We start from the raw sequence: 23,055 nt of genomic DNA, 5'->3' as shown, positions 1-23,055 counted from the left end.
GACGGTGGATCAGCCGGTGAACGCCCGGTGGCCGGTGGGAGGCCCGGGTCGGCCCGTCGGGCGCGGGTCATTCCCGGGTGCGCCGGACCCGCAGGGCCCGGACCTTGTGCCGGTTGCCGCAGCGTTCCATCGAGCACCAGCGGCGCCGGCCGGGGCGCGAGGTGTCGACGAAGACCAGCCGGCAGTCGGCGGCCGCGCACGCGCGGATCCGGTCCGCGTGGGGGCCGGTGAGCAGGGCGATGGCGTCCCGGGCGAAGGTGGCGGCGAGCTGGTGCCCGTCGGCGGGCAGCGGGGCGGCGGCGGTGCCGTCGGGGGCGATCTGGGGGGCGAGCGGCGGGTGGGCGGCGGCCCGGTTGAGGACGGCGTAGTCGTCGGCGGCGCCGGGGCGGGCGTGGGCGCGGGCGGCGGTGAGGCGCCAGAGCGCGTCGCGCAGGGTGCGGGTGGCGGCGAGCTGGTCGGGGTCGATCCGGACGGCCCCGGCGGGCAGCCGCAGCCGGGAGCGGGGCAGCCACCGGGCGAGGTCGGACGGCTGGTGCAGGGCCTCGTGCCGGGCGTACGGGCCGGGGCCTCCGGTGGTGAGCAGTTCGAGGCAGAGGGCGCCCGCGTCGAAGCGGAAGGCGGTGCCCCGGGCGGTGGTCAGGGTCAGTCCGGCGGGGGTGGTCCGGTCTCCGTCCGTCATGTAACCAGGCTAGGCGGTTACGCCGGGGCGCCGGGTCCGGATCCGGTGCCCGGGCCCGCCCGCGACCAGCGATCCCGGTTAATGGCAAGCGGGTGAACTCCGCAGGTGGGAGACTCGGGGCCATGACCACGCTCAAGGCGCAGCTGCAGGAGGACCTCACGGCTGCCATCAGGGACCGGGACGAGCTGCGCTCGTCCACCATCCGGCTCACGCTGTCCGCCGTCACCAGCGAGGAGGTGGCGGGCAAGGAGAAGCGCGAGCTGTCCGACGCCGAGGTGCTCAAGGTGATCGGCCGTGAGACGAAGAAGCGCCGGGAGGCCGCCGAGGCGTTCGACGCCGCCGGCCGTGCCGACCAGGCCGCCCGGGAGCGGGCGGAGGGCGAGCTGCTGGCGGGGTACCTGCCCAAGCAGCTCTCCGACGAGGAGCTGACGGCGATCGTGGCGGCCGCCGTGGCCGAGAGCGGCGCGACCGGTCCGCAGGCGATGGGCGCCGTGATGAAGCTGGTGAAGCCGAAGGTGGACGGCCTGGCCGAGGGCGGCCGGGTGGCCGCCGCGGTGAAGGCCGCGCTGACGGGCTGATCCCCGCCGGGCCGCCCGGTGCCGCCCGGGCCGTCCCGGGCGGCCGCCGGAAACCACGAGGGGCGCCCTCCGAGAGTGATCTCGGAGGGCGCCCCTTCACCGTGCGGCGCCTTCACCGGGCCGGGCCGTTCGGCCGCCCGGTCGGCGCTCAGCCGTTGTTGCCGCCGTGCTTGCCGCCGTTGCCGCCGATGACGCCCGGCGGGAAGGTGAACCCGCCGCCGATCATCCCGCCGGCGTTGTTGTTGCCCCCGCCGGGGTTGCCGCCGGGGCCGCCGCCGTTGTTCCCGCCGGGGTTCCCGGCCGGCGGCGGCGGGTTGCCGCCGGGCTGGGCGTTCGGGTCGGCCGGCGGGGTGGCCCCGCCGGTCGGCGTGGCGTTCGGGTCCGGCTTGGGCGCCGGGTCCGGGATGTTGATGGTCTGCAGCTGGTCCTTGGGCGTGCCGCGCAGGGCCTGGTCCATGGCGAGCTTCCAGATCGGGCCCGGCCCGGTGGCGCCGAAGACGCCGTCGCTGCCGTAGTAGGTGTCACCGATCTTGATGTTCTTCATCTTGACGCCGCCGGCCGGGCCGCCGAGCCAGACCGAGGTGGCGAGGGACGGGGTGTAGCCGCTGAACCAGGCGGCCTTCTTCTCGTCCGTGGTACCGGTCTTGCCGGCGATCTGGCGGCCGTCCTCCAGGCCGAGGGAGGCGCCGGTGCCCTTCTCCGTCACGTTGAGCAGGACGGTGTTGAGCGCGTCCGCGGTGTTCTCGGAGAAGGCCTGGCTGCAGCTGGACTGCGGGACCTTGACGTCCTTGCCGTCGACCGTGGAGATCTTGGTGATCGCGACCGGGGTGCAGTACTTGCCGCGGGCGGCGAAGGTCGCGTAGACGTTCGCCATGGTCAGCGGGCTGAGCTCCAGGGTGCCGAGGACCATCGAGGGGACCTCCTGGAAGGGGTCGCCCTTGGCGGACTGGGTGATGCCCAGCTTGTTGGCCATCTGCTTCATCGCGCAGAGGCCGACCTGCTGCTCCATCTGGACGAAGTAGGTGTTGACCGAGCGGGCCATCGCCTCCTTCAGCTCGTACGGGCCGACCTCGCTGGGCGACTCGTTCTTCACCGTGGCCTTGGGCTTGTCGGTGTTCTTCCAGGTGCCCGAGCAGGTGGACATGTTCGGGTAGTCGATCTTGTTCTCGGACGGGAACGGCTGGGTGGGCTGCATGCCCGACTCCAGGGCCGCCGCGGCGAGGATCGGCTTGAAGGTCGAGCCGGTCTGGAAGCCGTTGCCGCCGCCCATCGAGGCGTCGACGTTGAGGTTGACGACGGTCTGGTTCTTGTTCGGGTCCAGGCCGTACGGGCGGGTCTGGGCCATCGCCAGGATCTTGCCGGTGCCGGGCTCCATCATGGTCGCGGCGGCCGACACCGGGTCGGTCACGAGGACCTTCTTCGGGTTGGTCACGGCGGCCTGGGCGGCGGCCTGCTTGTCCGGGTCCAGCGTGGTGTAGATGTTCAGGCCGCCGGTGTCCCACAGCTTCTTGCGGTCCGCGGCGTTCTTGCCGAACACCGGGTCCTGCTTGACGACGTGGCGCACGTAGTCGCAGAAGAAGCCCATGCCGGCCTGGGCGGTGATGCAGCCGTTCTGCGGGTCCTTGTACTTCAGGCCCAGCGGGGCGGCCTTCGCCTCCTTGGCCTGGTCCGCGGTGATGTGCTTGTTCTCGAGCATCTTGTCGATCACGACGTTGCGGCGCTTGACCGTGTTGTCGGGGTAGCGCACCGGGTCGAAGGACGACGGGTTCTGCACCATGCCGGCCAGGGTGGCGGCCTCGGCGACGGTCAGGTCCTTGTTGCTCTTGCTGAAGTAGCGCTGGGAGGCGGCCTCGACCCCGTAGGCCTGGTGGCCGTAGAAGGTGATGTTGAGGTAGTTGGTGAGGATCTGGTCCTTCGTCAGGTCCTCCTCCAGCTTGATCGCGACCTTGAGCTCCTGGATCTTGCGGCCCAGGGTCTTGCGCTGGGCCTCCAGGACGGCGGCCTGGTCGTCGCCGGCCTTCTCGACGTTGACGTTCTTCACGTACTGCTGGGTCAGCGTCGAGGCGCCCTGGGAGGCGGTGCCGCTCTCGGCGTTCTTGCTGATGGCGCGCAGCACGCCCTTGAGGTCGACGGCGCCGTGCTCGTAGAACCGGGCGTCCTCGATGTCGACCTGGGCGTGCCGCATGAACGGCGACATCTGGTCGGCGGTGATGACGGTGCGGTCGCGCTCGTAGACCTTGGCGATCAGCCCGCCCTTGGCGTCGAAGATCTGGGTCGCCTGGGTGAGCGGCGGGGTCTTGAAGTCGTCGGGGATGTTCTCGAAGCTCTCCGCCGTGTCCTTGGCGGTCAGCCCGATGGCGCCGACGGCGGGCAGGGCGAGGCCTGCCAGCAGGACTCCGGAGAGCACGCTGACGCCCAGGAACTTCACTCCGTGCCCCGCGAAGTCCAGCGGTGATCCGCTGCGCTTGCCGCGCGGAGCTCCGGGGTTGCCTGGGGGCTGGGGTGCCTGGGGGCGCTTCGGTGCCATGAGGAGAACCCTACGTCCCCGAATCCCGCACATAGGGGCAGGTGTTCGCCTAGGCTTGTCACAAGCTTGCGACAGCTTCGGTGCGTCAACATCATTCACTCTTGTGAGTGCGGAGACTTGCCCGAATTGCCCTTTCTTGGGTGGGTTTTGAGGCAGCTGTGGCCTGCTGTGCACCTGTGGGCGGTAGCGCTCCGTAGCGACGCGCGTGGCGAGAGTGGCCTCGGCGTGTTTGGCAAGGCTTGCGACCTGCGATCACTCCAACGAGTGAGCTGACCGATACCCATAGTCCAATCGGGTCATTCGAGATTGAGCCCGAAGGGGCTGTTGCAAGCTGTCGTTCTTCCGTAACGTCCTCAACTGGCAACGGTGAATATGCCGTTGCCGCCGTGGGGGAGCCTCGAATACGGGAGAGGACGGCGCCGGGATGGGCTGGGTTGACGACTGGAGTGCGCAGGCCGCCTGCCGCACGAGTGATCCGGACGAGTTGTTCGTCCAGGGGGCCGCGCAGAACCGCGCGAAGGCGGTGTGCAGCGGCTGCCCCGTCCGCACGGAGTGCCTCGCGGACGCGCTGGACAACCGGGTCGAGTTCGGAGTCTGGGGCGGGATGACGGAACGCGAGCGCCGGGCACTGCTGCGCCGCCGCCCGACGGTCATCTCGTGGCGGAGGCTGCTGGAGACGGCCCGCACCGAGTACGAGGAGTCCCTCGCCACCGGTGTGATACTGACCGACTACGCCCAGGCGGGCTGACCGCCCGACCGGGGCGGTGCCCGGCCGGGCCGGCCGGACCGGCGCCTACGCGGCGCCGCTGAGCCGGTCCCCGATCGCCCGCAGGCCGTCCAGGTCGTGCACGTCGCCCGGCAGCGCGGCGACCTCCACGATCGGCACGTCCGGGTAGACCGAGACGAAGCGGTCCCTGGTGCGCCGTTCCCGCCCCATGATCTGCATCCGCTCGGCGTGCAGCCGCAGCAGTCCCGCCGCGAGCTGTTCGGCCTCGGGCGAGGAGTGCTCCGAGCCGTTCTCCTCCAGTGCCTCGGCGGCCGCCAGCGCCCGCTCCGCGGTGAGCTGCGGCGCGCCGGAACCGTGCACCCGGTTGAGCACCAGCCCGGCCAGCGGCATCCGGTCGGCGGCGAGCCGGTCCACGAAGTACGCCGCCTCGCGCAGCGCGTCCCGCTCCGGCGCGGCCACCACCAGGAACGCCGTGCCCGGCGCCTTGAGCAGCTGGTACGTGCGGTCGGCGCGCTCGCGGAAGCCGCCGAACATCGAGTCCATCGCGCTGACGAAGGTCTGGACGTCCGTCAGCAGCTGGGCGCCGAAGATCTTCCCCAGGGTGCCCGTGAGCAGGCCCATGCCGGCGTTGAGGAACCTCATCGCGCTGCGGCCGCCGACCTTGGCCGGGGCGGTCAGGATGCGGATCACCCGGCCGTCGAGGAAGGACCCGAGCCGGTTGGGCGCGTCCAGGAAGTCCAGCGCCGAGCGGGACGGCGGGGTGTCGACGACGATCAGGTCCCACTCCTCGGCGTCGCGCAGCTGCCCGAGCTTCTCCATCGCCATGTACTCCTGCGTGCCCGCGAAGCCGGCCGACAGGGACTGGTAGAACGGGTTCTCCATGATCGCCCTGGCCCGCTCCGGCTCGGCGTGGGCGAGCACGACCTCGTCGAAGGTCCGCTTCATGTCGAGCATCATGGCCTGCAGCTCGCCGTCCCCGGCGACGCCCTTGACCACCCGCGGGGTGTTGTCCAGTTCGGTCAGGCCCATGGACTGGGCGAGGCGCCGGGCCGGGTCGATGGTGAGCACCACGACCTTGCGGCCGCGCTCGGCGGCGCGCAGTCCGATCGCCGCGGCGGTGGTGGTCTTGCCGACGCCGCCGGAACCGCAGCAGACGATGATCCTCGTCCCCGGGTCGTCGATCAGGGCGTCCACGGCGAGCCGGCTGCCGGTGGCCCGGACGCCGCCGCCTCCGCCGGCCGCTCCGCCGTTCGTCGCCGCACCGCCGGTCGCCCCGCCGCCGCGCGTTCCGCTGCCGGTCGTTCCGCCGTTCGTCACGCCGCCCCCTGCCGCTTCAGTTCGGCCGCCAGCCGGTACAGCCCCCCGAGGTCCACGCCCTCGCCCAGCAGCGGCAGTTCGTACGTGGGCAGCCGTAGCTGCTGCAGGTCGGCGCGCTGTTCGCGCTCCAGCTCGACGCGTTCGGCGTGCTCCCGGGCCTGTTCCAGCAGCGGGTCCAGCAGCGGCTCCACGGCGGCCCGGACGGTCTCCGGGCGGCGCGAGCGCCCTCCTAGCCCGGCCTCGCCGAGCGCCAGGGCGACCTCCTCGCGGTGGTCCCCGTCGACCGCGGCCACGGCGGCGGCGTCCAGCACCGGCGGCCGGACCATGTTGACCAGCACCCCGCCCACCGGGAGCCCGGCCTCGCGCAGCTCGGCGAAGCCGTCGACCGTCTCCTGCACCGGCATCTCCTCCAACAGGGTGACCAGGTGCACCGCCGTCTCCGGCGACTTCAGCACCCGCATCACGGCCTGCGCCTGGGTGTGTATCGGGCCGATCCGGGCCAGCCCGGCGACCTCGGCGTTGACGTTCAGGAAGCGGGTGAGCCGCCCGGTCGGCGGCGCGTCCATCACGACGGCGTCGTACCGTCGGCGGCCGTCGGGGCCCTTGCGCCGGGCCGCCTCGCAGGCCTTCCCGGTGAGCAGGACGTCCCGCACGCCGGGCGCGATGGTGGTGGCGAAGTCGACGAAGCCGACCTTCTGCAGCGCCTTTCCGGCCCGGCCGAGCTTGTAGAACATCTCCAGGTACTCCAGCAGCGCCAGCTCGGTGTCGATGGCCAGCGCGAACACCTCGCCCGCCCCGCCACCGGCCGGCAGGCCCAGCTGGGTCCGGGAGACCGAGGCGATCCGGCGCTCCTCGTACGGGAGTGCGGCGATCCCGAACAGCTCGGCGACGCCCTGCCGCCCCTCGACCTCGATCAGGAGCACCCGCCCGCCGTCGGCGGCGAGCGCCAGTGCCAGCGCCGCGGCCAGCGTGGTCTTCCCGGTGCCGCCCTTGCCGCTGACCACGTGCAGCCGGACGCCCTCCCAGTCGGGGTCGCGCCGGGCCGCCTGGCCGGGGGTGCGTGCCACGCTCCTTCTCCGTCCGTCTCCGTGGGCCGGAGGCCGCTCCGTCGGCCGGCCCGTCCTGCGGTGCCCTCTCGCGGGGCGCCCCGTGACCAGGGTGCCCTCTCGCGAGGGTAACCAGGGACCGCGCCGGATGCCCGGAGCACCAGGGGGGCCGGGCCTGAATCATGCCCCCTTTGTGGGCCACCTCACACGCCGGTCCGCCGACGGCGCCGATCGCCGCGGCCGCTCGTCTAGAGTCTGGCCATGACCAAGTGGGAATACATGACGGCGCCCCTGCTGGTGCACGCCACCAAGCAGATCCTGGACAACTTCGGCATGGACGGCTGGGAGCTCGTCCAGGTCGTGCCGGGCCCGAACCCGGAGCAGCTGGTGGCCTACTTCAAGCGGGAGAAGAGCGCATGAGCAAGGTCGAGGCGAAGCTCGCCGACCTGGGCCTGACCCTGCCGCCGGTGGCGGCTCCGGTCGCCGCGTACGTCCCGGCCCTGCGCTCGGGCGAGTTCGTGTTCACCTCCGGCCAGCTGCCGGTCGTCGGAGGCAAGCTGCCGAGCACCGGCAAGGTCGGTGCCGAGGTGTCCCCGGAGGAGGCCAAGGAGCTCGCGCAGACCTGTGCGCTGAACGCGCTGGCCGCGATCAAGTCGGTGATCGGCGACCTGGACCAGATCGAGCGGGTCGTGAAGGTGGTCGGCTTCGTCGCCTCCGCCCCCGACTTCACCGGCCAGCCCGGCGTGATCAACGGCGCCAGCGAGCTCCTCGGCAAGGTGCTGGGCGAGGCCGGGGTGCACGCCCGCAGCGCGGTCGGCGTCGCGGTGCTGCCGCTGGACGCCCCGGTCGAGGTCGAGCTCCAGGTGCGCGTCAAGACCGCCTGAGGTGATCACGAAAGGCGGGGTTGGGCCTGTCCAACCCCGCCTTCGTGCGCTTAGCATCCGGGCATGGACCATCGAGCGACGACGCTCCCGATGCCGCCCGGTTGGCCTGCCCGGATCCGGGCGGTCGACTCCGGCGTGCTGACCCCGCCGGTGCCCCGGCCCGCCGCGACCGTCGTGCTGCTGCGCGACGCCCCCGACGGCCCGGAGGCCTACCTGCTGCGCCGGCGCACCTCGATGGCCTTCGCAGCCGGCATGTACGCCTACCCGGGCGGCGGGGTGGACCCGCGCGACGCCGAGGTGGAGACCGGCTGGGCCGGCCCCTCCCCCGAGGAGTGGGCCCGGCGGCTCGGGGTGGACGCCCGGACGGCGCGGGCGGTGGTCTGCGCGGCCGTCCGCGAGACCTTCGAGGAGGCCGGCGTGCTGCTGGCCGGGCCGGACGCCGACAGCGTCGCCGCGCCGCGCGACTGGTCCGCCGAGCGGGCCGCGCTGGAGGCGCACGAGCTGTCCTTCGCCGAGTTCCTCCGCGACCACGGCCTGGTCCTGCGCAGCGACCTGCTGGCCGGCTGGGCCCGCTGGGTCACTCCGGAGTTCGAGGAGCGCCGCTACGACACCTGGTTCTTCGTGGCCGTGCTGCCGGCCGGCCAGCGCGCCGCCCTGGAGGTCGGCGAGGCGGACCGGGTGGCCTGGCTGACGCCGGCCGAGGCGGTCCGCGGCCATCGGGAGGGCCGGTTCGGCATGCTGCCGCCGACCGTGACGGTGCTGCGCGAGCTGTCGCCGGTGCGCTCGGCCGCCGAGGCGCTGACCGCGGCCGCCGGGCGCTCGCTGGAGCCGGTGCTGGGCCGGGCCGAGGTCCGGGGCGACCGGATGACGGTCCGCTGGCCCGGGTACGACGAACTGACCATCGACGGGGACTTCCCCGAGGACGCCTGACCGCACCGGGCGCCGGACCGGTCACCCCACCGGCACCCCGGTCACCCCGGCGGCACCCCACCGAGCACCGGACCCGGCGTCGCACCGCCCGCCGGCCGGACACCGCACCACCCGACACACCGTCGCAGAGAGAGGACCGACGCCCGATGACCCACAACGACGTGGCTCGCCGGACGGCACCCGAGATGCCCGCCCGCCGCCTGACCCCCCGCACCACGGCCTGTGACGGCCCGGTCCCGTTCACCGACCTGGCCCAGCGCGCCATCGTCCGGATGCTGCCGCTGAGGGCCCTGTACCGCGACGGCGGGGGCGGCCGGTGAGCGGACTCCTGCCGGGTGACCCCGCCGCCGCCATCGGCGGCGAGGCCACCCCCCGGGCGCTGTGCGTACTGGCGCCGAACCCGTCGCCGATGACGCTGGACGGCACCAACACCTGGCTGCTCTCCGAGCCCGGCTCGGACCTCGCGGTGGTGATCGACCCGGGCCCGCTGCACGAGGGCCACCTGCGCCGGGTGATCGACCACGCGGAACGGCTGGGCAAGCGCGTCGCGCTCACCCTGCTCACCCACGGCCACGCCGACCACTCCGAGGGCGCGGCCCGCTTCGCCGAACTCACCGGCACCGAGGTGCGCGCCCTGGACCCGGCCCACCGGCTGGGCTCGGAGGGACTGGTCGACGGCCAGCGCCTCGACGTCGGCGGCCTCGACCTGCGGGTGGTCGCCACTCCCGGTCACACCTCGGACTCGCTGACCTTCCACCTGCCCGCCGACGGCGCCGTCCTCACCGGTGACACCGTGCTCGGACGCGGCACCACGATGGTCGCCCACCCGGACGGCCGGCTCGGCGACTACCTGGACTCGCTGCGCCACCTGCACACGATGGCCTCCGAGCACGGCGTGCGGACGGTGCTGCCCGGCCACGGGCCGGTGCTCGCCGACGCCCTCGGCGCGGTCGACTACTACCTGGCGCACCGGGCCACCCGGCTCGCCCAGGTGGAGACCGCGGTCGAGGCGGGCTGCCGGACGGCGCCCGAGGTGGTGGCCCGGGTCTACGCCGACGTGGACCGGGCGCTCTGGCCGGCCGCGGAGCTGTCCGTGCGGGCGCAGCTGGAGTACCTCGCGGACCACGGGCTGATCCCCGACCAGGGCTGATCCCGACCGGGGCTGATCCGCGACCAGGGCCGAGGCCGCGCCGGCTCCTCCGGCGCCCGCCCGTCCGCGCCGGGGCGCGCCCGCGAACGCCGAAGGGCCCGTCCATCCGGACGGGCCCTTCGCGGCGTCGGGAGCGTCAGCGCGAACGGCGCGACAGCCGCTCGACGTCCATCAGGACCACCGCGCGCGCCTCCAGCTTCAGCCAGCCGCGGCCGGCGAAGTCGGCGAGCGCCTTGTTGACCGTCTCGCGGGAGGCGCCGACCAGCTGGGCCAGCTCCTCCTGGGTGAGGTCGTGGGCGACGTGGATGCCCTCCTCGGACTGCACGCCGAACCGGCGGGAGAGGTCCAGCAGGGCCTTGGCGACGCGGCCGGGCACGTCGGAGAAGACCAGGTCGGACATCACGTCGTTGGTCCGGCGCAGTCGGCGGGCGATGGCCCGCAGCAGCGCGATGGAGACCTCGGGGCGGGCGTGCAGCCAGGGCTGCAGGTCGCCGTGGCCCAGGCCCAGCAGCTTGACCTCGGTCAGCGCGCTGGCGGTGGCGGTGCGCGGGCCCGGGTCGAACAGCGACAGCTCGCCGATCATCTCGCTGGGGCCGAGGACGGCGAGCATGTTCTCGCGGCCGTCCGGGGAGGCGCGGTGCAGCTTGACCTTGCCCTCCGCGACGACGTACAGCCGGTCACCCGGGTCGCCCTCGTGGAACAGCGACTCACCACGGGCGAGGGTGACCTCGGTCATGGAAGCGCGCAGCTCGCCGGCCTGTTCGTCGTCGAGTGCCGCGAAGAGTGCGGCGCGCCGCAGAACGTCGTCCACGTGCTTCCTCCTTCTCGGCCGTCCGGCGGGTGGGCCGTCCGGCGCAAGTTCCGTACAGTGCTCTGCATCACCAAGCATGGCGCATGTCGCTCCGATCATATGAGGAGGGGGTGCGCCGAGGTGTGCTGCGCGGGGCCATTCGTACCGCCGGGTCACCGGGCGGCCGGGCCCCCGGTCACCGCCGGGTCGAACGCCTCGCCGGGCCGGTCGAACCCGCTGTCGGCCGGATCGAACAGCACGTCGCCCACCGCCGTTCGGGCGTAGAGGACGCTGTGGCCGGCCCGGTGGGCGCTGGTCAGACCGGCCGCGCGCAGGGCGGTCAGGTGCTGCGAGACGCCGGCGGCGGACAGCCCGGTGCGGCGGGCCAGCTCGGTGGTCGAGGCCGGGGAGTCCAGTTCCGCGAGCAGCCGGGCCCGGGACCGGCCGAGCACCGCGGCCAGCGCGTCCGAGCGCTCGGCCGTCCCCGGCCGGGACTCCCACAGGGTGGCGGCGCCGCGCGCCGGGTAGCTCAGCTGCGGGGGATCCGGTGGCAGCACCCTGGTCAGCACCCGCGGCCAGACGAAGGCGGACGGCAGGAGCAGCAGCCCGGCCCCGGCGTTCAGCCGGGTGACCGCGCAGTGCCGCCGGTCCAGGAGCAGCGCCGTGCCGTCCCAGCGGACCGTCTCGTGCAGGTCGTCCAGCATCCGCGCGGTGCCCTGCGCGGCGGCCTGCCGGGAGCGGTGGAACACGTCCGCCTCCAGCAGCGTGCGGATCCGCGCCCAGTACGGGGCGAGGGCGAGCTGCCAGTACGCCTCGATCTCGGCGGTGAGCCGGGGCAGCTGTGCCGCCGGGTCGCGGTACAGCGGCTCCAGGACGGGCGGCAGGCGGCCGCCGGCCTCGGCGGCCAGGACGTCGAGGTCGGCCCGGACCTGGGCGGCGCCGGTGGCCGCGATCGCCGTCAGCTCCTCGGCCAGGGTGGGGGAGGACCCCGCCGGGGCGGGGTTGAGGAAGTCCGGCAGGTGGCCGGTGTGCGGGACCATCCCGGCCAGCCGGCCGCGGTCCAGCCCGGTGGCGGCCAGCCGCCCGCGGACCTGCTCGGCCCAGCGGCGGTGCGGCTCGGGGACGGCGGCCCCGGCGAGGGCGCGCAGACCGCCGACCACCTCCTGCATCGGGGAGACCGCGAAGCGGGTCAGCGCCACGTCGTTCGCGGAGAAGTGCAGTGCCGTGCGCATACGGGCCCCTCCCCGGAGATTCGGCCCCAGCTTAATCACTGGTGGGCGCTGCGGGCCGGGCCGGACGATGCGGGGGACGGACGCACCACCGGACGGCACCGAAAGACGACGGAGATCCCGCATGTCCACTGGCACCACCACCCACGCCCACCCGGCCCGCGAGCGGGCGCTGCGGCTGCGCGAGCTCCTCGCGGACGGCGTCCTCGTCCTGCCCAACGCCTGGGACGCGGGCAGCGCCGCCGTCATCGCCTCGGCCGGCGCCCCGGCGATCGCCACCACCAGCGGTGGCGTGTCCTGGTCGCTCGGCCGCGGGGACGGCCACCGGCTGGCCCGGGGGGAGGCCGTCGAGGCGGCCCGCCGGATCGTCGCGGCCGTGGACGTGCCGGTCACCGTCGACGCCGAGGGTGGGTACGGTCCGCTGCCCGCCGACGTGGCCGCGACCGTGACGGCCCTGGTCGGGGCCGGTGCGGTCGGCGTCAACCTGGAGGACTCGACCGCCGTCGGCGGCCCGCTGCACCCGGTGGCCGAACAGGCCGGGCGGCTGCGCGCGGCCCGGGCGGCGGCGGCCGCGGCCGGCCTCCCCGAGCTGGTGCTGAACGCCCGCACGGACGTCTTCCTGTTCGGGCTGGGCGGACTCGACGACGTGCTGGCCCGGGCCGGGGCCTACGCCGCGGCGGGCGCCGACGGCCTCTTCGTCCCCGGGCTGCTGGACCTCGACCTGCTCGCCGAGCTGTGCCGGCGCTCCCCGCTGCCGGTGAACGCGATGGCCGTCGCCGGGGGGCCGGGCGTCGCCGAACTCGCCGCCGCGGGGGTGCGGCGGGTCACCGTCGGCACCGGCCTCGCCCAGCTCGCCTACACCGCCGCCCGGCGCGCCGCCGCCGAACTGCTCGGGCCCGGGACGGTGCGGGAGCTGGACGGCGCGCTCGGGTTCGGCGACCTGAACGGGCTGTACGGGGGCTGAACGGGCCGTACCGGGGCTGACCGGCGACGGCCCGGGTGCCCGGGCCGTCGCCCCGCCGGTCCGTCAGCCGGTGAAACCCAGCTCGCCGAGGCTCTGCTCGATCCGGGCGCGGTGCGCGGCCTCCCAGTCGTCCAGCGACTCGGCGGCCTCCTTGGCCAGCTTGGCCCGGGCCGCGGCCAGCGTCGGCGCGCGCCCGGCGGCGGGGACCACCACCACGCCCTCCTCGTCGGCCACCACCACGTCCCCGGCCGCGACCAGGACGCCGCCGCAGCGCACCGGGCCGCCGTGCGCCCCGAGGGCCCGCTTCGCCCCCGGGATCGGGATCACCCCCCGGGCGAAGACCGGGAAGCCGAGCTCCCGCACCTCGCCGAGGTCGCGGATCAGGCCGTCGGCCACGAATGCGGCGACGCCCCGGCGCTGCGCCACCGCGCACACGTTGCCCCCGGCCAGCGCGTGGTCCGGGTCGCCCGACTCGACGACGATCACGGCGCCCGGCTCGGCCCGGTAGATCGCCGCGTGCAGCATCAGGTTGTCGCCCGGCGGGCACCGTACGGTGAACGCCGGGCCGGCCACCCGGGGCGCCCCCGACCAGAGCGAGCGGATGCCGGCGTCCATGACCCGCTCGCGCCCGAGCACGTCGGCCAGGGTGGTGGTGGGGATGTCCTTGAAGTCCTCGTCCATGGTTCCTCGTCCTCCGGGTGGGGATGCCGTCGAGCGATGGTTCCACGGCCCGTCCGCGACGCTCCCGGACGGGCGCCCGCACGCACCGGGGCCTGCCGGGGCGCGGCCCCTCCGGGCACCGGTCGGGCTGATCCGCCCCGACGGGTCGGCCGGTCGAAGTAGCCTTCGTGCATGGCAGAGAGCAAGGTCCGGAAGGCCGCGGCACCGAAGGCCCGGCCGGCCGTGAGGGCGAGGAAGCCGGAGTCGCACCTGGCGATGGTGCGGCGGGCGCGGCGGATCAACCGGGAGCTGGCGGAGCTGTACCCGTACGCGCACCCGGAGCTGGACTTCGAGAACCCGTTCCAGTTGCTGGTGGCCACGGTGCTGTCGGCGCAGACCACGGACCTGCGGGTGAACCAGACGACGCCCGCACTGTTCGCGAAGTACCCGACGCCGGAGGACATGGCGGCGGCGAACCCGGAGGAGCTGGAGGAGGTCATCCGCCCGACCGGCTTCTTCCGGAACAAGGCGAAGGCGCTGATCGGCCTCTCGGTCGCGCTGCGCGACGGGTTCGGCGGCGAGGTGCCGGGGCGCCTGGAGGACCTGGTGACGCTGCCGGGCGTGGGCCGCAAGACCGCCAACGTGGTCCTCGGCAACGTCTTCGGAGTGCCCGGGATCACCGTGGACACCCACTTCGGGCGGCTGGCCCGGCGGTTCGCCTGGACGGCCGAGGAGGACCCGGTGAAGGTCGAGGCGGTGGTCGCCGAGATCTTCCCGAAGTCGGAGTGGACGATGTTGTCGCACCGGGTGGTCTTCCACGGCCGCCGGATCTGCCACTCCCGCAACCCCGCCTGCGGGGCCTGCCCGATCGCCCCGCTCTGCCCGGCGTACGGGGAGGGCGAGACGGACCCGGAGAAGGCGCGCAAGCTGCTCAAGTACGAGATGGGCGGCCGGCCCGGCCAGCGGTTGAAGCCGCCGGCGGACTTCCCCGGCGAGGCCGCCGCACGGGCCGACGCCGACGCCCACCTGGGCCGGGTCGCGGACCTGGCGGTGGGCGAGTGACGCGCGGGGCGCAGGAGATGCCGGAGGCGCGGGAGGCCCGGGTGATCGAGCGGGACGGCCTGCCGGCCTGGCTGGAGCCGGTGCGGGAGGCGGCCGAGCGGGTCCTGCCGGAGCAGCTGAGCCGCTTCCTGCCGCCGGCCGAGGGCGGCCGGGCGGCGGCGGTGCTGATGCTCTTCGGCGAGGGGCCGGACGGGCCGGACCTCCTGTTGATCGAGCGGGCCCGCTCGCTGCGCTCGCACGCCGGCCAGCCGTCCTTCCCGGGCGGCGCGCTGGATCCGGAGGACGGCGACCCGCAGGGCCCGGGCCCGGTCGCGGCGGCGCTTCGGGAGGCCTGGGAGGAGACCGGGCTGGACCCGGCCGGGGTGCAGGTGTTCGCGGCGCTGCCCGCGCTGTACATCCCGGTGAGCCGCTTCGTGGTGACCCCGGTGCTCGGCTGGTGGCGGGTGGAGTCGCCGGTGCGGCCGGTGGACCGCGGGGAGACGGGCGCGGTGTTCCGGGTGCCGGTCGCCGAGCTCGCCGACCCGGCGAACCGGGTGCGGCTGCGGCACCCCTCCGGGCACGTCGGGCCGGCCTTCGCGGTCGCCGGCCGGCTGGTCTGGGGGTTCACGGCGGGGGTGATCGACCGGGTGCTGCACCACAGCGGCCTGGAGCGGTCCTGGGACCCGTCCCGGGTCGTCGACCTCTCGGACGAGGCGCTGGCCCTGGTCCAGGGAGACCTCGACCACTCCAGCGCGCTGCCGGGCGGCGACGCCGGCTCCTCGTGAGGGGCCGTCGGTACGGCCGGGCCGGGGGCCGTGGGAGGGTGTCGGGGTGAACGTCCTGGATGTGCTGCTGATCGCCGCTGCCGTGGGATTCGCCGTGTCGGGCTACCGGCAGGGCTTCGTGGTGGGTGTGTTGTCCCTGGTCGGGTTCCTGGGCGGCGGGCTGCTGGCCGTCCAGTTGCTGCCGCTGCTGCTGGACCACCTCAGCCCGGGCACCACGGCCTCGGTGGTGGCCGTGGTGGTGGTGATCGTGTTCGCCGCGATCGGCCAGGCGGTCACCGCGCACTTCGGCTGGAAGCTCCGCGGGCACATCGACCGCCGTCCGGCACGGGTGCTGGACGCGCTGGGCGGCTCGGCCGTGAACGTGGTCTCGATGCTGCTGGTGGCCTGGCTGATCGGTTCGGCGCTGGCCGGGGCGTCGCTGCCGACGGTGTCCAAGCAGGTCCGCTCCTCGGCGATCCTCGGGGGCGTGCAGAACGCGCTGCCCGACGACGCGCCGAACTGGTTCTCGGACTTCTCCAAGGTGCTCGCCCGCAACGGCTTCCCGCAGGTCTTCAACCCGTTCGAGCACGAGCCGATCACCCAGGTCGACACGCCGGACCCGGCGCTGGCGGGCACCCCGGCGGTGGCGCGGGCGAAGCAGAGCCTGGTCAAAGTGGTCGGCACCGCCACCTCCTGCGGCAAGACCCTGGAGGGCAGCGGGTTCGTCTTCGCCCCGCACCGGGTGATGACCAACGCCCACGTGGTGGGCGGGGTCGACGAGCCCACCGTGCAGATCGGCGGGACGGGCCAGCTGTACGACGCGACGGTGGTCCGCTACGACTGGCAGCGCGACATCGCGGTGCTGGACGTCCCCAAGCTGAACGCGCCCCCGCTGACCTTCGCGGGCGAGGCGAAGACCAACGACAGCGCGATCGTGGCGGGCTTCCCGGAGAACGGCGCCTTCAACGTCCAGCCGGCCCGCATCCGGGGCCGGATCCAGGCCAACGGCCCGGACATCTACCACCGCGGCCAGGTGGTGCGCGACGTCTACTCGGTCCGCTCGCTGGTCCGCCAGGGCAACAGCGGCGGCCCGCTGCTCACCCCGGACGGCCAGGTGTACGGCGTGGTGTTCGCCAAGTCGCTGGACAGCGCGGACACCGGGTACGTGCTGACCGCGGCCGAGGTGCGGGAGGACGCGGAGAAGGGCAGCACCGCGAGCAGCCGGGTGGACACCCAGGGCTGCGCGCTCTGACCGCGGCCGGCGGGCCGCACCCGCCGGCCGGGCCCCCGCCCCGGTCGGCTCCGCCCTCCGGCGGGGAAGCACCGGGGACGCGCCGGGGGCACTCCGCCGGATGTCCGTCGGATCGTCAGTCCCCCCTGGTAGCCTCTGCCGCGCTCACCCGTTCGGCTCAACCGGGCGCCGTCCCGGAGTGAGTCGCACGGGAGGTCGGGGAAGTCCGATGATGGGTCACTCGCACGCGGTCAGCGGGGCGATGCTGTACGCGGCCTCGGCGCCGTTCCTGCCCCCGCTGCTGCTGCACACCACGCTGCAGCCCGCGGACATACTGATGGGCACCGTGCTGTGCGCGGGTGCGGCCCTGCTGCCGGACCTCGACCACCACGACGGCTCGATCGCCAACTTCCTCGGCCCGCTCTCCAAGGCCCTCTGCCGCTTCGTGGCCTGGGCCTCGGGCGGGCACCGGCACGCCACCCACTCGCTGCTCTTCGTCGCGCTGATGGGCGGCGGCACCTGGGCCGGGGTCACCTTCCTGGGCCGGAACTTCACCCTCGCGCTGACGTTCTTCCTGCTCGCGCTGGCGATCCGGGCGCTGCGGCTCTGCCCGCCGGGGGACGGTCCGCAGACCTGGATCACCATCGTCGGGCTGTCCGCGCTGGGCACCTTCGGGATGAACACCTGGATGCCGAACTCGCCCGGCTGGCTGCCCTACGCGGTGGCGCTGGGCACGCTGGCGCACCTGCTGGGCGACTGCCTGACCAAGAAGGGCGCGCCGCTGCTGTGGCCGCACAAGGAGCGCTACGAGGTGGTGCTGATCAAGCGCAGCGGCAACAGCGTGGAGACCAAGGTGCTGGTGCCGATCATGTCGGTGGCGACCTTCGTCCTGCTCTGGTTCACGGCGCTGTCGCCCACGATCGTGAACTGACCGGCCGGGCGCCGGGGCCGCCGGGCCGCCGGCCGGTCGGGCCGGTGACGCCGGGCGGAGCGGCGCGGGGCCTCAGGTCTCGCGCCGCAGTCGTGCGCCGACCCAGCGGGCGCGCCGGCCCAGGATGCGCGGGATGCCGAGCTGGCGCTGCGCCGGCCGCTGGCGGCGGTCGAGGCCGTCGAAGCCGAGGTCGTCCGCCCGGTCGGGGCGGTGGGCGGAGCGCTGGGAGCTGTTCTGGCGTTGGGCGCGCGGGGCACCGCCGCGATCGGGCATCCAGGTCATACCGGAATGGATGCCCCTGGGCCGGTGGGGGTAATCGCCCGGGTCGCGTCGAAGTTGTCCTATGCGCTTGTCATATGAGCTCAGCGTCAAGGGAGTTGGGGGCCGAAGGCCCTTCCCGCGGGACCCGCCGAAAGGGCCCGTGCCTCACTCCTTGTGGTGGCCGATCCAGTCCAGCAGCTCCGCGGTGAACTGCTCCGGGACCTCCTCGTGCGGGAAGTGCCCCACCCCGGGCAGCAGCCGCCAGCGGTACGGCGCCGCCACGTACTCGCCGCCGCCGAGCGCGGTGCGCGACAGCAGCACCGGGTCCGCCGCGCCCTGGACGTGCAGGGTCGGCGCCGTGATCGGCTTCTTCATCCGCCGGGCGAACTGGATGCCGTCCGGGCGCGCCATCGAACGCAGCAGCCAGCGGTACGGCTCGATCGAGCAGTGCGCCGTGCTCGGGATCTGGATCGCCTGCCGGTACGCGTGCTTGGCCGCCCCGTCGAGCTGGTTCGGCCCGGTCCAGGCGTCCAGGTAGTGGCCGACCAGCGCGGCGTCGTCGGCCACCAGGCGGCGTTCCGGTATCCACGGCCGCTGGAAGCCCAGCACGTGCTCGAAGGCGGCCGCCTGGCGGCGGTCGGTCAGCAGGGCCCGGCGCAGGTCCCGGGGGTGCGCGGCGGAGACGACGGTGAGGCTCTGGATCACCGACGGGCGCATCACCGCCGCGACCCAGGCCAGCGTCCCGCCGGAGGCGTGGCCGACCAGGTGCGCCCGGCGTTCGCCGAGCGAGCGGATCACCCCGGTGATGTCCAGCGCCAGGTTGCCCGGGTCGTACCCGCGCGGGGTGCGGTCGCTGCCGCCGATGCCCCGCAGGTCGAGGGCCACCGCCCGGTAGCCGGCCTCGGCCAGCGCGGTCAGCTGGTGGCGCCAGGCCCACCAGTACTCGGGCCAGCCGTGCACCAGCAGCACCAGCGGGCCCGCGCCGAGCTCGGCGATGTGGAACCGGGCGCCGTTGGCCGCCAGGTCGCGGTGCGTCCACGGGCCGGCCTGCCGGACGCTCCAGGCCTCGGCGGCGTCGTCGACGGCACCGCCGGCGGCCTCCTCGGCGGGCTCCCGTCCGGGGGCCGGGGCGGGGCCGGATGCGGCGGACGGCTGCGCGGGTACGGGCTTCTGGTCAAGCGGCATACCGAGAGCGTGTCACATCCGTGCGCCGGACACGTGCCCGGCACTCGCTCCCGGCGGGTCCGGGAGCGCCCGGCGGGCCGCCGTCCGACGCACCGGCGCGCCGCCGCCGGGGAGGGACGGGCGGGCCGCCGGACCGGCCGTCACCGGACGGGCGGGCGGGCGGTTACGGGATGCGGCCCAGGCCCCGGTCGATCTCCTCCTGGGTGGCCGGGCGCGGCCGGGCGTTCTTCAGCACGTCGGCGGTCCTCTGCGCGCCCTCGATGGTGCGGTGCGGCTTCTCGATCTTCTTGAACGAGCGCCAGGCCAGCAGCCCGAGCACCACCGCGAGCAGCACGTAGGCGGCCGCCACGATCAGGAAGGACCAGCCGAGCGAGAGGCCCAGCGCGTGGATGCCGAACGCGGCGGCGGCGCTGAACATCGGGACGGAGGCCAGCAGCACCACGCCGGCGACGGCCAGTGAGACGCCCCCGGACACGCCGCGCTTGACGTCCGCCCGGATCTCGGCCTTGGCGAGCGCGATCTCGTCGTGGACGAGCGCGGACAGGTCGGCGGTGGCCGCCGCGAACAGCTGCCCCACCGAACGCTCGCCCTCGTAGGGCGCCCGGCCGTAGCTGGACGGGTCTGCGGCTCCTGCGGGCATCAGCGGTTCTCCTCTGCGGCTGTGCGGCGTGACGCCGCCGTGTGGTGCGGTTCCGGAGGCCGGTGGGGGCCCGGAGGCGTCCGTGGACTGTCGACAGCTCAGAATCATGCCCCTACCGGTCAGTCGCACACCACTCCGGGGCCCCGCCGGGGGGACGTGTCCCGGGCCGGGGAGGGCCGCCGGAGGGCCTCAGGGCGCCTTCCCGGGCCCCTCCTCGCGGGGGTGCCGGGTGAGGTCGGCGACCCGGGCCCGCCAGGCCGGGTCGTCCTGCTGGTAGACGTCCGGGACTCCGTCGCCGTCCACGTCCCGGTCCTCCTCCTCGCACAGCGCGCGGTAGTGCCGGTTGCGCAGCTTGAGCAGCACGGTGGCGATCGTCGCGCAGAACAGCGAGCCGACCAGGACGGCGGTCTTGGCCAGGTCGGCGAGGGCCGGGTCGCCGGGGAAGGCCAGCTCGCTGATGAGCAGCGAGACCGTGAAGCCGATGCCGGCGAGCACCGAGACCGCGAAGAGGTCGGCCCAGCTGAGCCGGGGGTTCAGTTCGGCCCGGGTGAAGCGGGCGGCCAGCCAGGTACCGCCGAAGATGCCGACCGTCTTGCCGACCAGCAGGCCGATGACGATGCCGAGCGGCATGGCCTGGGTGAACACCTCGCGCAGCGCCGGCCCGGAGATCGTCACCCCGGCCGCGAACAGTGCGAACACCGGGACGGCCAGGCCGGCCGAGAGCGGGCGGACCAGGTGCTCGATGTGCTCGCCGGGGGACTGCTGCTCGTCGCCCTCGCGGTGGCAGCGCAGCATCAGGCCCATCGCGACGCCGGCGACCGTGGCGTGGACGCCGCTCTCGTGCATCAGCGCCCAGGTCAGGAAGGCCAGCGGCACGAACAGGTACCAGCCGTGCACCCCGCGCCGGTGCAGGAACCAGAACAGCACCAGGCCGGCCAGCGCCAGGCCGAGCGCCCAGAACTTGATGCCGGAGCTGTAGAAGACCGCGATGATCAGGATCGCGATCAGGTCGTCCACCACGGCGAGGGTCAGCAGGAAGGCGCGCAGGGCGGACGGCAGGTGGCTGCCGACCACGGCCAGCACGCCGAGCGCGAAGGCGATGTCGGTGGCGGTCGGGATCGCCCAGCCGCCGGGGTGGCCGCCGCCGCCCGAGTTGACGAGCGTGAAGAGGACGGCGGGCAGGGCCACACCGCAGACCGCGGCGACCACCGGCAGCAGCGCGGCGCTCGGGGTGCGCAGCTCGCCCGCGACGAACTCGCGCTTGAGCTCGATGCCGGCCACGAAGAAGAAGATCGTCAGCAGGCCGTCCTTGGCCCAGTTGCCGAGGGTGAGGTCGAGGTGGAGCGGGCCGGACGGGCCGACGGTGTGGTCGAGGACGCTCTGGTAGGCCTGCGGCCAGACGTTGGCCCAGATCAGGGCCACCACGGCGGCGACGAGCAGCAGCACGCCGCCGACCGTCTCGGTCCGCAGGGCGTCGGTGATGAAGGTCCGCTCGGGCAGGGACAGCCGGCCGAGGAACTGCCGGCGGGTCGTCGGCTCGGGGACGGGCGGCTGGTCGGTCACGCGGGACCTCCTGGGGCTGGGAGCGGCAACGGATGCACGGGTGGTGCAGTTGCCGACCAGACTTCCCGGCGCGCCCTGTGACGCCCGGTCTCCTGCTCGGGGACCTTGATGCGTCCTTAGCAGTCTAGCGGGATCGTTCGGGTGACGACCGGATCGTCCTACTGAAGGACTTAAGCCCTGCCGACGGCTTCCGCACCCCCGGGGAGCACCCGCCCTGCACCCGGATGGCCCCGGCCGCATGCAGTCGGGTGAACCCGTCCCTATCGTCGGTCGCAGGCGCCGCCCGACCCGGGGCGGCGCGCCCCCCCGGTGGGGAACGGCCGGGACCGACCGGAGGCACGACCATGCCCAGACCACCCCTCTTACCGCCGTCGCGGCGACTCCCCCGGTGGAGCGCCGACCGATGAACACCGCGCTGTACCCCCCGGTCGGTACCGACGTCCCCGCGGACCTCGACCACCTGCTCCGCCCGCTGTTCCACGCCGCGGGCCCCGGCGGCGGCATCGCCGTCGCCGTGATCCGGGGCGCCGAGCGGACGGTCGCCTGCCGGGGCCACTCCGACCGCTCCGCCGAACGCCCCGTCCGGGCCGACACCCGGTTCGAGCTCGGCTCCGTCACCAAGACGTTCACCGGCCTGCTGCTCGCCGAGATGGCCGCCCGGGGGGACGTCCGCTACGACGACCCGATCGACCGCTACCTCCCCGCGCACGCCGCCCCCGGCTACCCGCACGAGCGGCCGATCACCCTGCTCCACCTGGCCACCCACACCTCGGGCCTGCCCCGGTCGCCGGTCGGTCTGCTGCCGGCCGTGGCCCCCCGGTGGTTCACCCGCCCGTACGCCACGTTCGGCCCCGCCCACCTGCTCGGGGCACTGCCGCGGACCCCCGTCCGGGGGACTCCGGGCACGCAGGTGCGCTACTCCAACCTCGGCTGCGGACTGCTCGGGATGCTGCTGGCCAACGCGGCCGGACAGCGTTACGACGACCTGCTGGCCGCCCGGGTCTGCGGGCCGCTCGGCCTGGTGGACACCTCCTGCGGGCCCGGCCCGGAGGACGTCGCCCGGTACCGGCGCGGCCGCCGGGTGCCGTCGTTCCGGCTGCCGGCCCTGCCCGGCGCGGCGGCCCTGCGCTCGACCGCCGACGACATGCTCCGCTACCTGCAGGCGCACCTGTCCCTGGACGCCGTTCCGCTCCCGGAGCCAGCCGACGCGGCGGTGCTGCGGACCGCGCTCGGCGAGGTCCGCCGGCCGCGGGCCGGGCGACGCCGCGGCGGCGGGACCCGGATCTGCCTGGGCTGGAACCAGCGCTCGGGGGCAGGCCCGGACCGGACGCCCGGGGGCGGGCCGGGGGAGGACGAGGGGGTGGAGGAGGAGCTGGTGTTCCACACCGGGTCGACCCGCGGCGGTACCGCCTTCGTCGGGTTCAGTCCACGGGCGGAGGTGGGCCTCGCGGTCATGGCCGGGTCCCGGTCGCTGCGCAGCCGCGGCTTCGTCCAGCGCGCGTACGACACCCTGCGGACGCTGGCCGCCGACCGGACGGCCGGGAGCGACGGCGTCGGCGGCGAGGACGGCGGGGCCGCGGAGGGTGGGGCCGGCGGTGCCCGGTCCACCGGGCGCGGTGGGCGGGCCGCGCCGGGCGGGGTGGTGCCGGAGTGACGACGGTGCCCCGGGCGGTGGTCACCGCCCGGGGCACCGGTCAGACCGGTCGCGCAGCTCAGCCGTTGCTGGCGGTGGGCGGGAGCTGGGCCTGGATCTGGCTCATCACGGTGCTGTCGGCGAGCGTGGTGGTGTCGCCGACCTCGCGGCCTTCGGCGATGTCGCGCAGGAGGCGGCGCATGATCTTGCCGGAGCGGGTCTTGGGGAGCTCGCCGACGACCTTGATCTGCTTGGGCTTGGCGATCGGGCCCAGGGTGCGGCCGACGTGGGCGCGCAGTTCCTCGACGAGTTCGGGGGTGTCGGT

At 74.5% G+C, this 23,055-nt stretch carries 24 protein-coding genes and 1 pseudogene; 13 read left to right on the top strand and 12 right to left on the bottom strand.

The window, feature by feature from the left end; translation table 11 throughout:
• Window positions 1-67: 67 nt before the first annotated feature.
• Complete coding sequence (locus AB0N04_RS07605) at window positions 68-679, bottom strand: ABATE domain-containing protein (RefSeq protein WP_360205540.1); 612 nt, start codon at window positions 677-679, stop codon at window positions 68-70.
• A 122-nt stretch (window positions 680-801) separates the two neighbouring features.
• Between AB0N04_RS07605 and AB0N04_RS07600 the strand changes: the two genes are divergently transcribed.
• Window positions 802-1,257 (top strand): GatB/YqeY domain-containing protein, encoded by a 456-nt coding sequence (locus AB0N04_RS07600; RefSeq protein ID WP_360205537.1) that lies wholly within the window; start codon window positions 802-804, stop codon window positions 1,255-1,257.
• 148 nt (window positions 1,258-1,405) lie between these two features.
• On the opposite strand, the gene AB0N04_RS07595 is transcribed toward AB0N04_RS07600, so the two are convergent.
• Entirely contained in the window at window positions 1,406-3,784 is a 2,379-nt protein-coding gene (locus AB0N04_RS07595) for a transglycosylase domain-containing protein (RefSeq protein ID WP_360205534.1), read from the bottom strand.
• A 424-nt stretch (window positions 3,785-4,208) separates the two neighbouring features.
• On the opposite strand from AB0N04_RS07595, the gene AB0N04_RS07590 reads away from it, so the two are divergent.
• Complete coding sequence (locus AB0N04_RS07590; protein WP_030240986.1) at window positions 4,209-4,532, top strand: WhiB family transcriptional regulator; 324 nt, start codon at window positions 4,209-4,211, stop codon at window positions 4,530-4,532.
• A 45-nt stretch (window positions 4,533-4,577) separates the two neighbouring features.
• Here AB0N04_RS07590 and AB0N04_RS07585 read toward each other — a convergent pair whose 3' ends face one another.
• Window positions 4,578-5,705 (bottom strand): ArsA family ATPase, encoded by a 1,128-nt coding sequence (locus tag AB0N04_RS07585; protein ID WP_360205973.1) that lies wholly within the window; start codon window positions 5,703-5,705, stop codon window positions 4,578-4,580.
• Window positions 5,706-5,824: 119 nt separating this feature from the next.
• Window positions 5,825-6,895 carry an ArsA-related P-loop ATPase gene (locus AB0N04_RS07580; RefSeq protein WP_360205532.1) on the bottom strand — a complete coding sequence of 357 codons (1,071 nt, stop codon included), beginning with the start codon at window positions 6,893-6,895 and terminating at the stop codon, window positions 5,825-5,827.
• A gap of 240 nt (window positions 6,896-7,135) precedes the next feature.
• Here AB0N04_RS07580 and AB0N04_RS07575 point away from each other — a divergent pair, with 240 nt between their 5' ends.
• From AB0N04_RS07575 to AB0N04_RS07555, 5 genes are all read left to right on the top strand, one after another.
• Window positions 7,136-7,294, top strand: coding sequence for a hypothetical protein (locus AB0N04_RS07575; protein ID WP_360205529.1), 159 nt, complete (start codon window positions 7,136-7,138; stop codon window positions 7,292-7,294).
• Window positions 7,291-7,758: a RidA family protein gene (locus AB0N04_RS07570; RefSeq protein WP_360205526.1), complete on the top strand. Its 468-nt coding sequence runs from the start codon at window positions 7,291-7,293 to the stop codon at window positions 7,756-7,758. The genes AB0N04_RS07575 and AB0N04_RS07570 overlap by 4 nt, the downstream gene beginning before the upstream one ends.
• 63 nt (window positions 7,759-7,821) lie before the next feature.
• Complete coding sequence (locus tag AB0N04_RS07565) at window positions 7,822-8,688, top strand: NUDIX hydrolase (protein WP_360205524.1); 867 nt, start codon at window positions 7,822-7,824, stop codon at window positions 8,686-8,688.
• Between the two features lie 146 nt (window positions 8,689-8,834).
• Window positions 8,835-9,008 carry a hypothetical protein gene (locus AB0N04_RS07560; protein WP_360205521.1) on the top strand — a complete coding sequence of 58 codons (174 nt, stop codon included), beginning with the start codon at window positions 8,835-8,837 and terminating at the stop codon, window positions 9,006-9,008.
• Entirely contained in the window at window positions 9,005-9,838 is an 834-nt protein-coding gene (locus tag AB0N04_RS07555) for an MBL fold metallo-hydrolase (protein WP_360205519.1), read from the top strand. The genes AB0N04_RS07560 and AB0N04_RS07555 overlap by 4 nt, the downstream gene beginning before the upstream one ends.
• Window positions 9,839-9,974: 136 nt before the next feature.
• Here the strand turns inward: AB0N04_RS07555 and AB0N04_RS07550 are convergent, their stop codons facing one another.
• Window positions 9,975-10,649: a Crp/Fnr family transcriptional regulator gene (locus AB0N04_RS07550; RefSeq protein ID WP_030240972.1), complete on the bottom strand. Its 675-nt coding sequence runs from the start codon at window positions 10,647-10,649 to the stop codon at window positions 9,975-9,977.
• A gap of 152 nt (window positions 10,650-10,801) precedes the next feature.
• A complete protein-coding gene (locus tag AB0N04_RS07545) occupies window positions 10,802-11,860 on the bottom strand; it encodes a winged helix-turn-helix domain-containing protein (protein ID WP_360205516.1) in 1,059 nt (352 codons plus the stop codon).
• Between the two features lie 121 nt (window positions 11,861-11,981).
• On the opposite strand from AB0N04_RS07545, the gene AB0N04_RS07540 reads away from it, so the two are divergent.
• Window positions 11,982-12,821 (top strand): isocitrate lyase/phosphoenolpyruvate mutase family protein, encoded by an 840-nt coding sequence (locus AB0N04_RS07540; RefSeq protein WP_360205513.1) that lies wholly within the window; start codon window positions 11,982-11,984, stop codon window positions 12,819-12,821.
• A gap of 63 nt (window positions 12,822-12,884) precedes the next feature.
• Here AB0N04_RS07540 and AB0N04_RS07535 read toward each other — a convergent pair whose 3' ends face one another.
• The gene (locus AB0N04_RS07535) at window positions 12,885-13,502 is read right to left on the bottom strand and encodes an RraA family protein (protein ID WP_360205511.1); all 618 of its coding nucleotides are present in this window, start codon (window positions 13,500-13,502) and stop codon (window positions 12,885-12,887) included.
• A gap of 171 nt (window positions 13,503-13,673) precedes the next feature.
• On the opposite strand from AB0N04_RS07535, the gene nth reads away from it, so the two are divergent.
• From nth to AB0N04_RS07515, 4 genes are all read left to right on the top strand, one after another.
• Entirely contained in the window at window positions 13,674-14,543 is an 870-nt protein-coding gene (gene nth / locus AB0N04_RS07530) for an endonuclease III (protein ID WP_360205508.1), read from the top strand.
• A 17-nt stretch (window positions 14,544-14,560) separates the two neighbouring features.
• The gene (locus AB0N04_RS07525; RefSeq protein WP_360205505.1) at window positions 14,561-15,307 is read left to right on the top strand and encodes a CoA pyrophosphatase; all 747 of its coding nucleotides are present in this window, start codon (window positions 14,561-14,563) and stop codon (window positions 15,305-15,307) included.
• A gap of 46 nt (window positions 15,308-15,353) precedes the next feature.
• Complete coding sequence (locus AB0N04_RS07520) at window positions 15,354-16,538, top strand: MarP family serine protease (RefSeq protein ID WP_360205502.1); 1,185 nt, start codon at window positions 15,354-15,356, stop codon at window positions 16,536-16,538.
• 208 nt (window positions 16,539-16,746) lie between these two features.
• Window positions 16,747-17,448 carry a metal-dependent hydrolase gene (locus AB0N04_RS07515; RefSeq protein ID WP_360205499.1) on the top strand — a complete coding sequence of 234 codons (702 nt, stop codon included), beginning with the start codon at window positions 16,747-16,749 and terminating at the stop codon, window positions 17,446-17,448.
• Window positions 17,449-17,520: 72 nt separating this feature from the next.
• Here AB0N04_RS07515 and AB0N04_RS07510 read toward each other — a convergent pair whose 3' ends face one another.
• From AB0N04_RS07510 to nhaA, 4 genes are all read right to left on the bottom strand, one after another.
• On the bottom strand, window positions 17,521-17,730 hold the full coding sequence (locus tag AB0N04_RS07510) for a hypothetical protein (RefSeq protein ID WP_360205496.1): 210 nt from the start codon (window positions 17,728-17,730) through the stop codon (window positions 17,521-17,523).
• 144 nt (window positions 17,731-17,874) lie between these two features.
• Window positions 17,875-18,894 (bottom strand): alpha/beta hydrolase, encoded by a 1,020-nt coding sequence (locus AB0N04_RS07505; RefSeq protein ID WP_360205493.1) that lies wholly within the window; start codon window positions 18,892-18,894, stop codon window positions 17,875-17,877.
• 163 nt (window positions 18,895-19,057) lie between these two features.
• Complete coding sequence (locus tag AB0N04_RS07500; RefSeq protein ID WP_360205490.1) at window positions 19,058-19,534, bottom strand: phage holin family protein; 477 nt, start codon at window positions 19,532-19,534, stop codon at window positions 19,058-19,060.
• A 189-nt stretch (window positions 19,535-19,723) separates the two neighbouring features.
• Window positions 19,724-21,097, bottom strand: coding sequence for a Na+/H+ antiporter NhaA (gene nhaA / locus AB0N04_RS07495; RefSeq protein WP_360205488.1), 1,374 nt, complete (start codon window positions 21,095-21,097; stop codon window positions 19,724-19,726).
• Window positions 21,098-21,500: 403 nt separating this feature from the next.
• Between nhaA and AB0N04_RS07490 the strand changes: the two genes are divergently transcribed.
• A complete protein-coding gene (locus AB0N04_RS07490; protein ID WP_360205485.1) occupies window positions 21,501-22,751 on the top strand; it encodes a serine hydrolase domain-containing protein in 1,251 nt (416 codons plus the stop codon).
• A 58-nt stretch (window positions 22,752-22,809) separates the two neighbouring features.
• Here the strand turns inward: AB0N04_RS07490 and AB0N04_RS07485 are convergent.
• Window positions 22,810-23,055 (bottom strand): annotated as a pseudogene (locus AB0N04_RS07485) (acetyl-coenzyme A synthetase); the annotation flags it as partial.

Source organism: Kitasatospora sp. NPDC051702 (genome assembly GCF_040681575.1).
GTDB lineage: Bacteria > Actinomycetota > Actinomycetes > Streptomycetales > Streptomycetaceae > Kitasatospora.
This window is presented reverse-complemented; position numbering and strand designations above follow the sequence as displayed.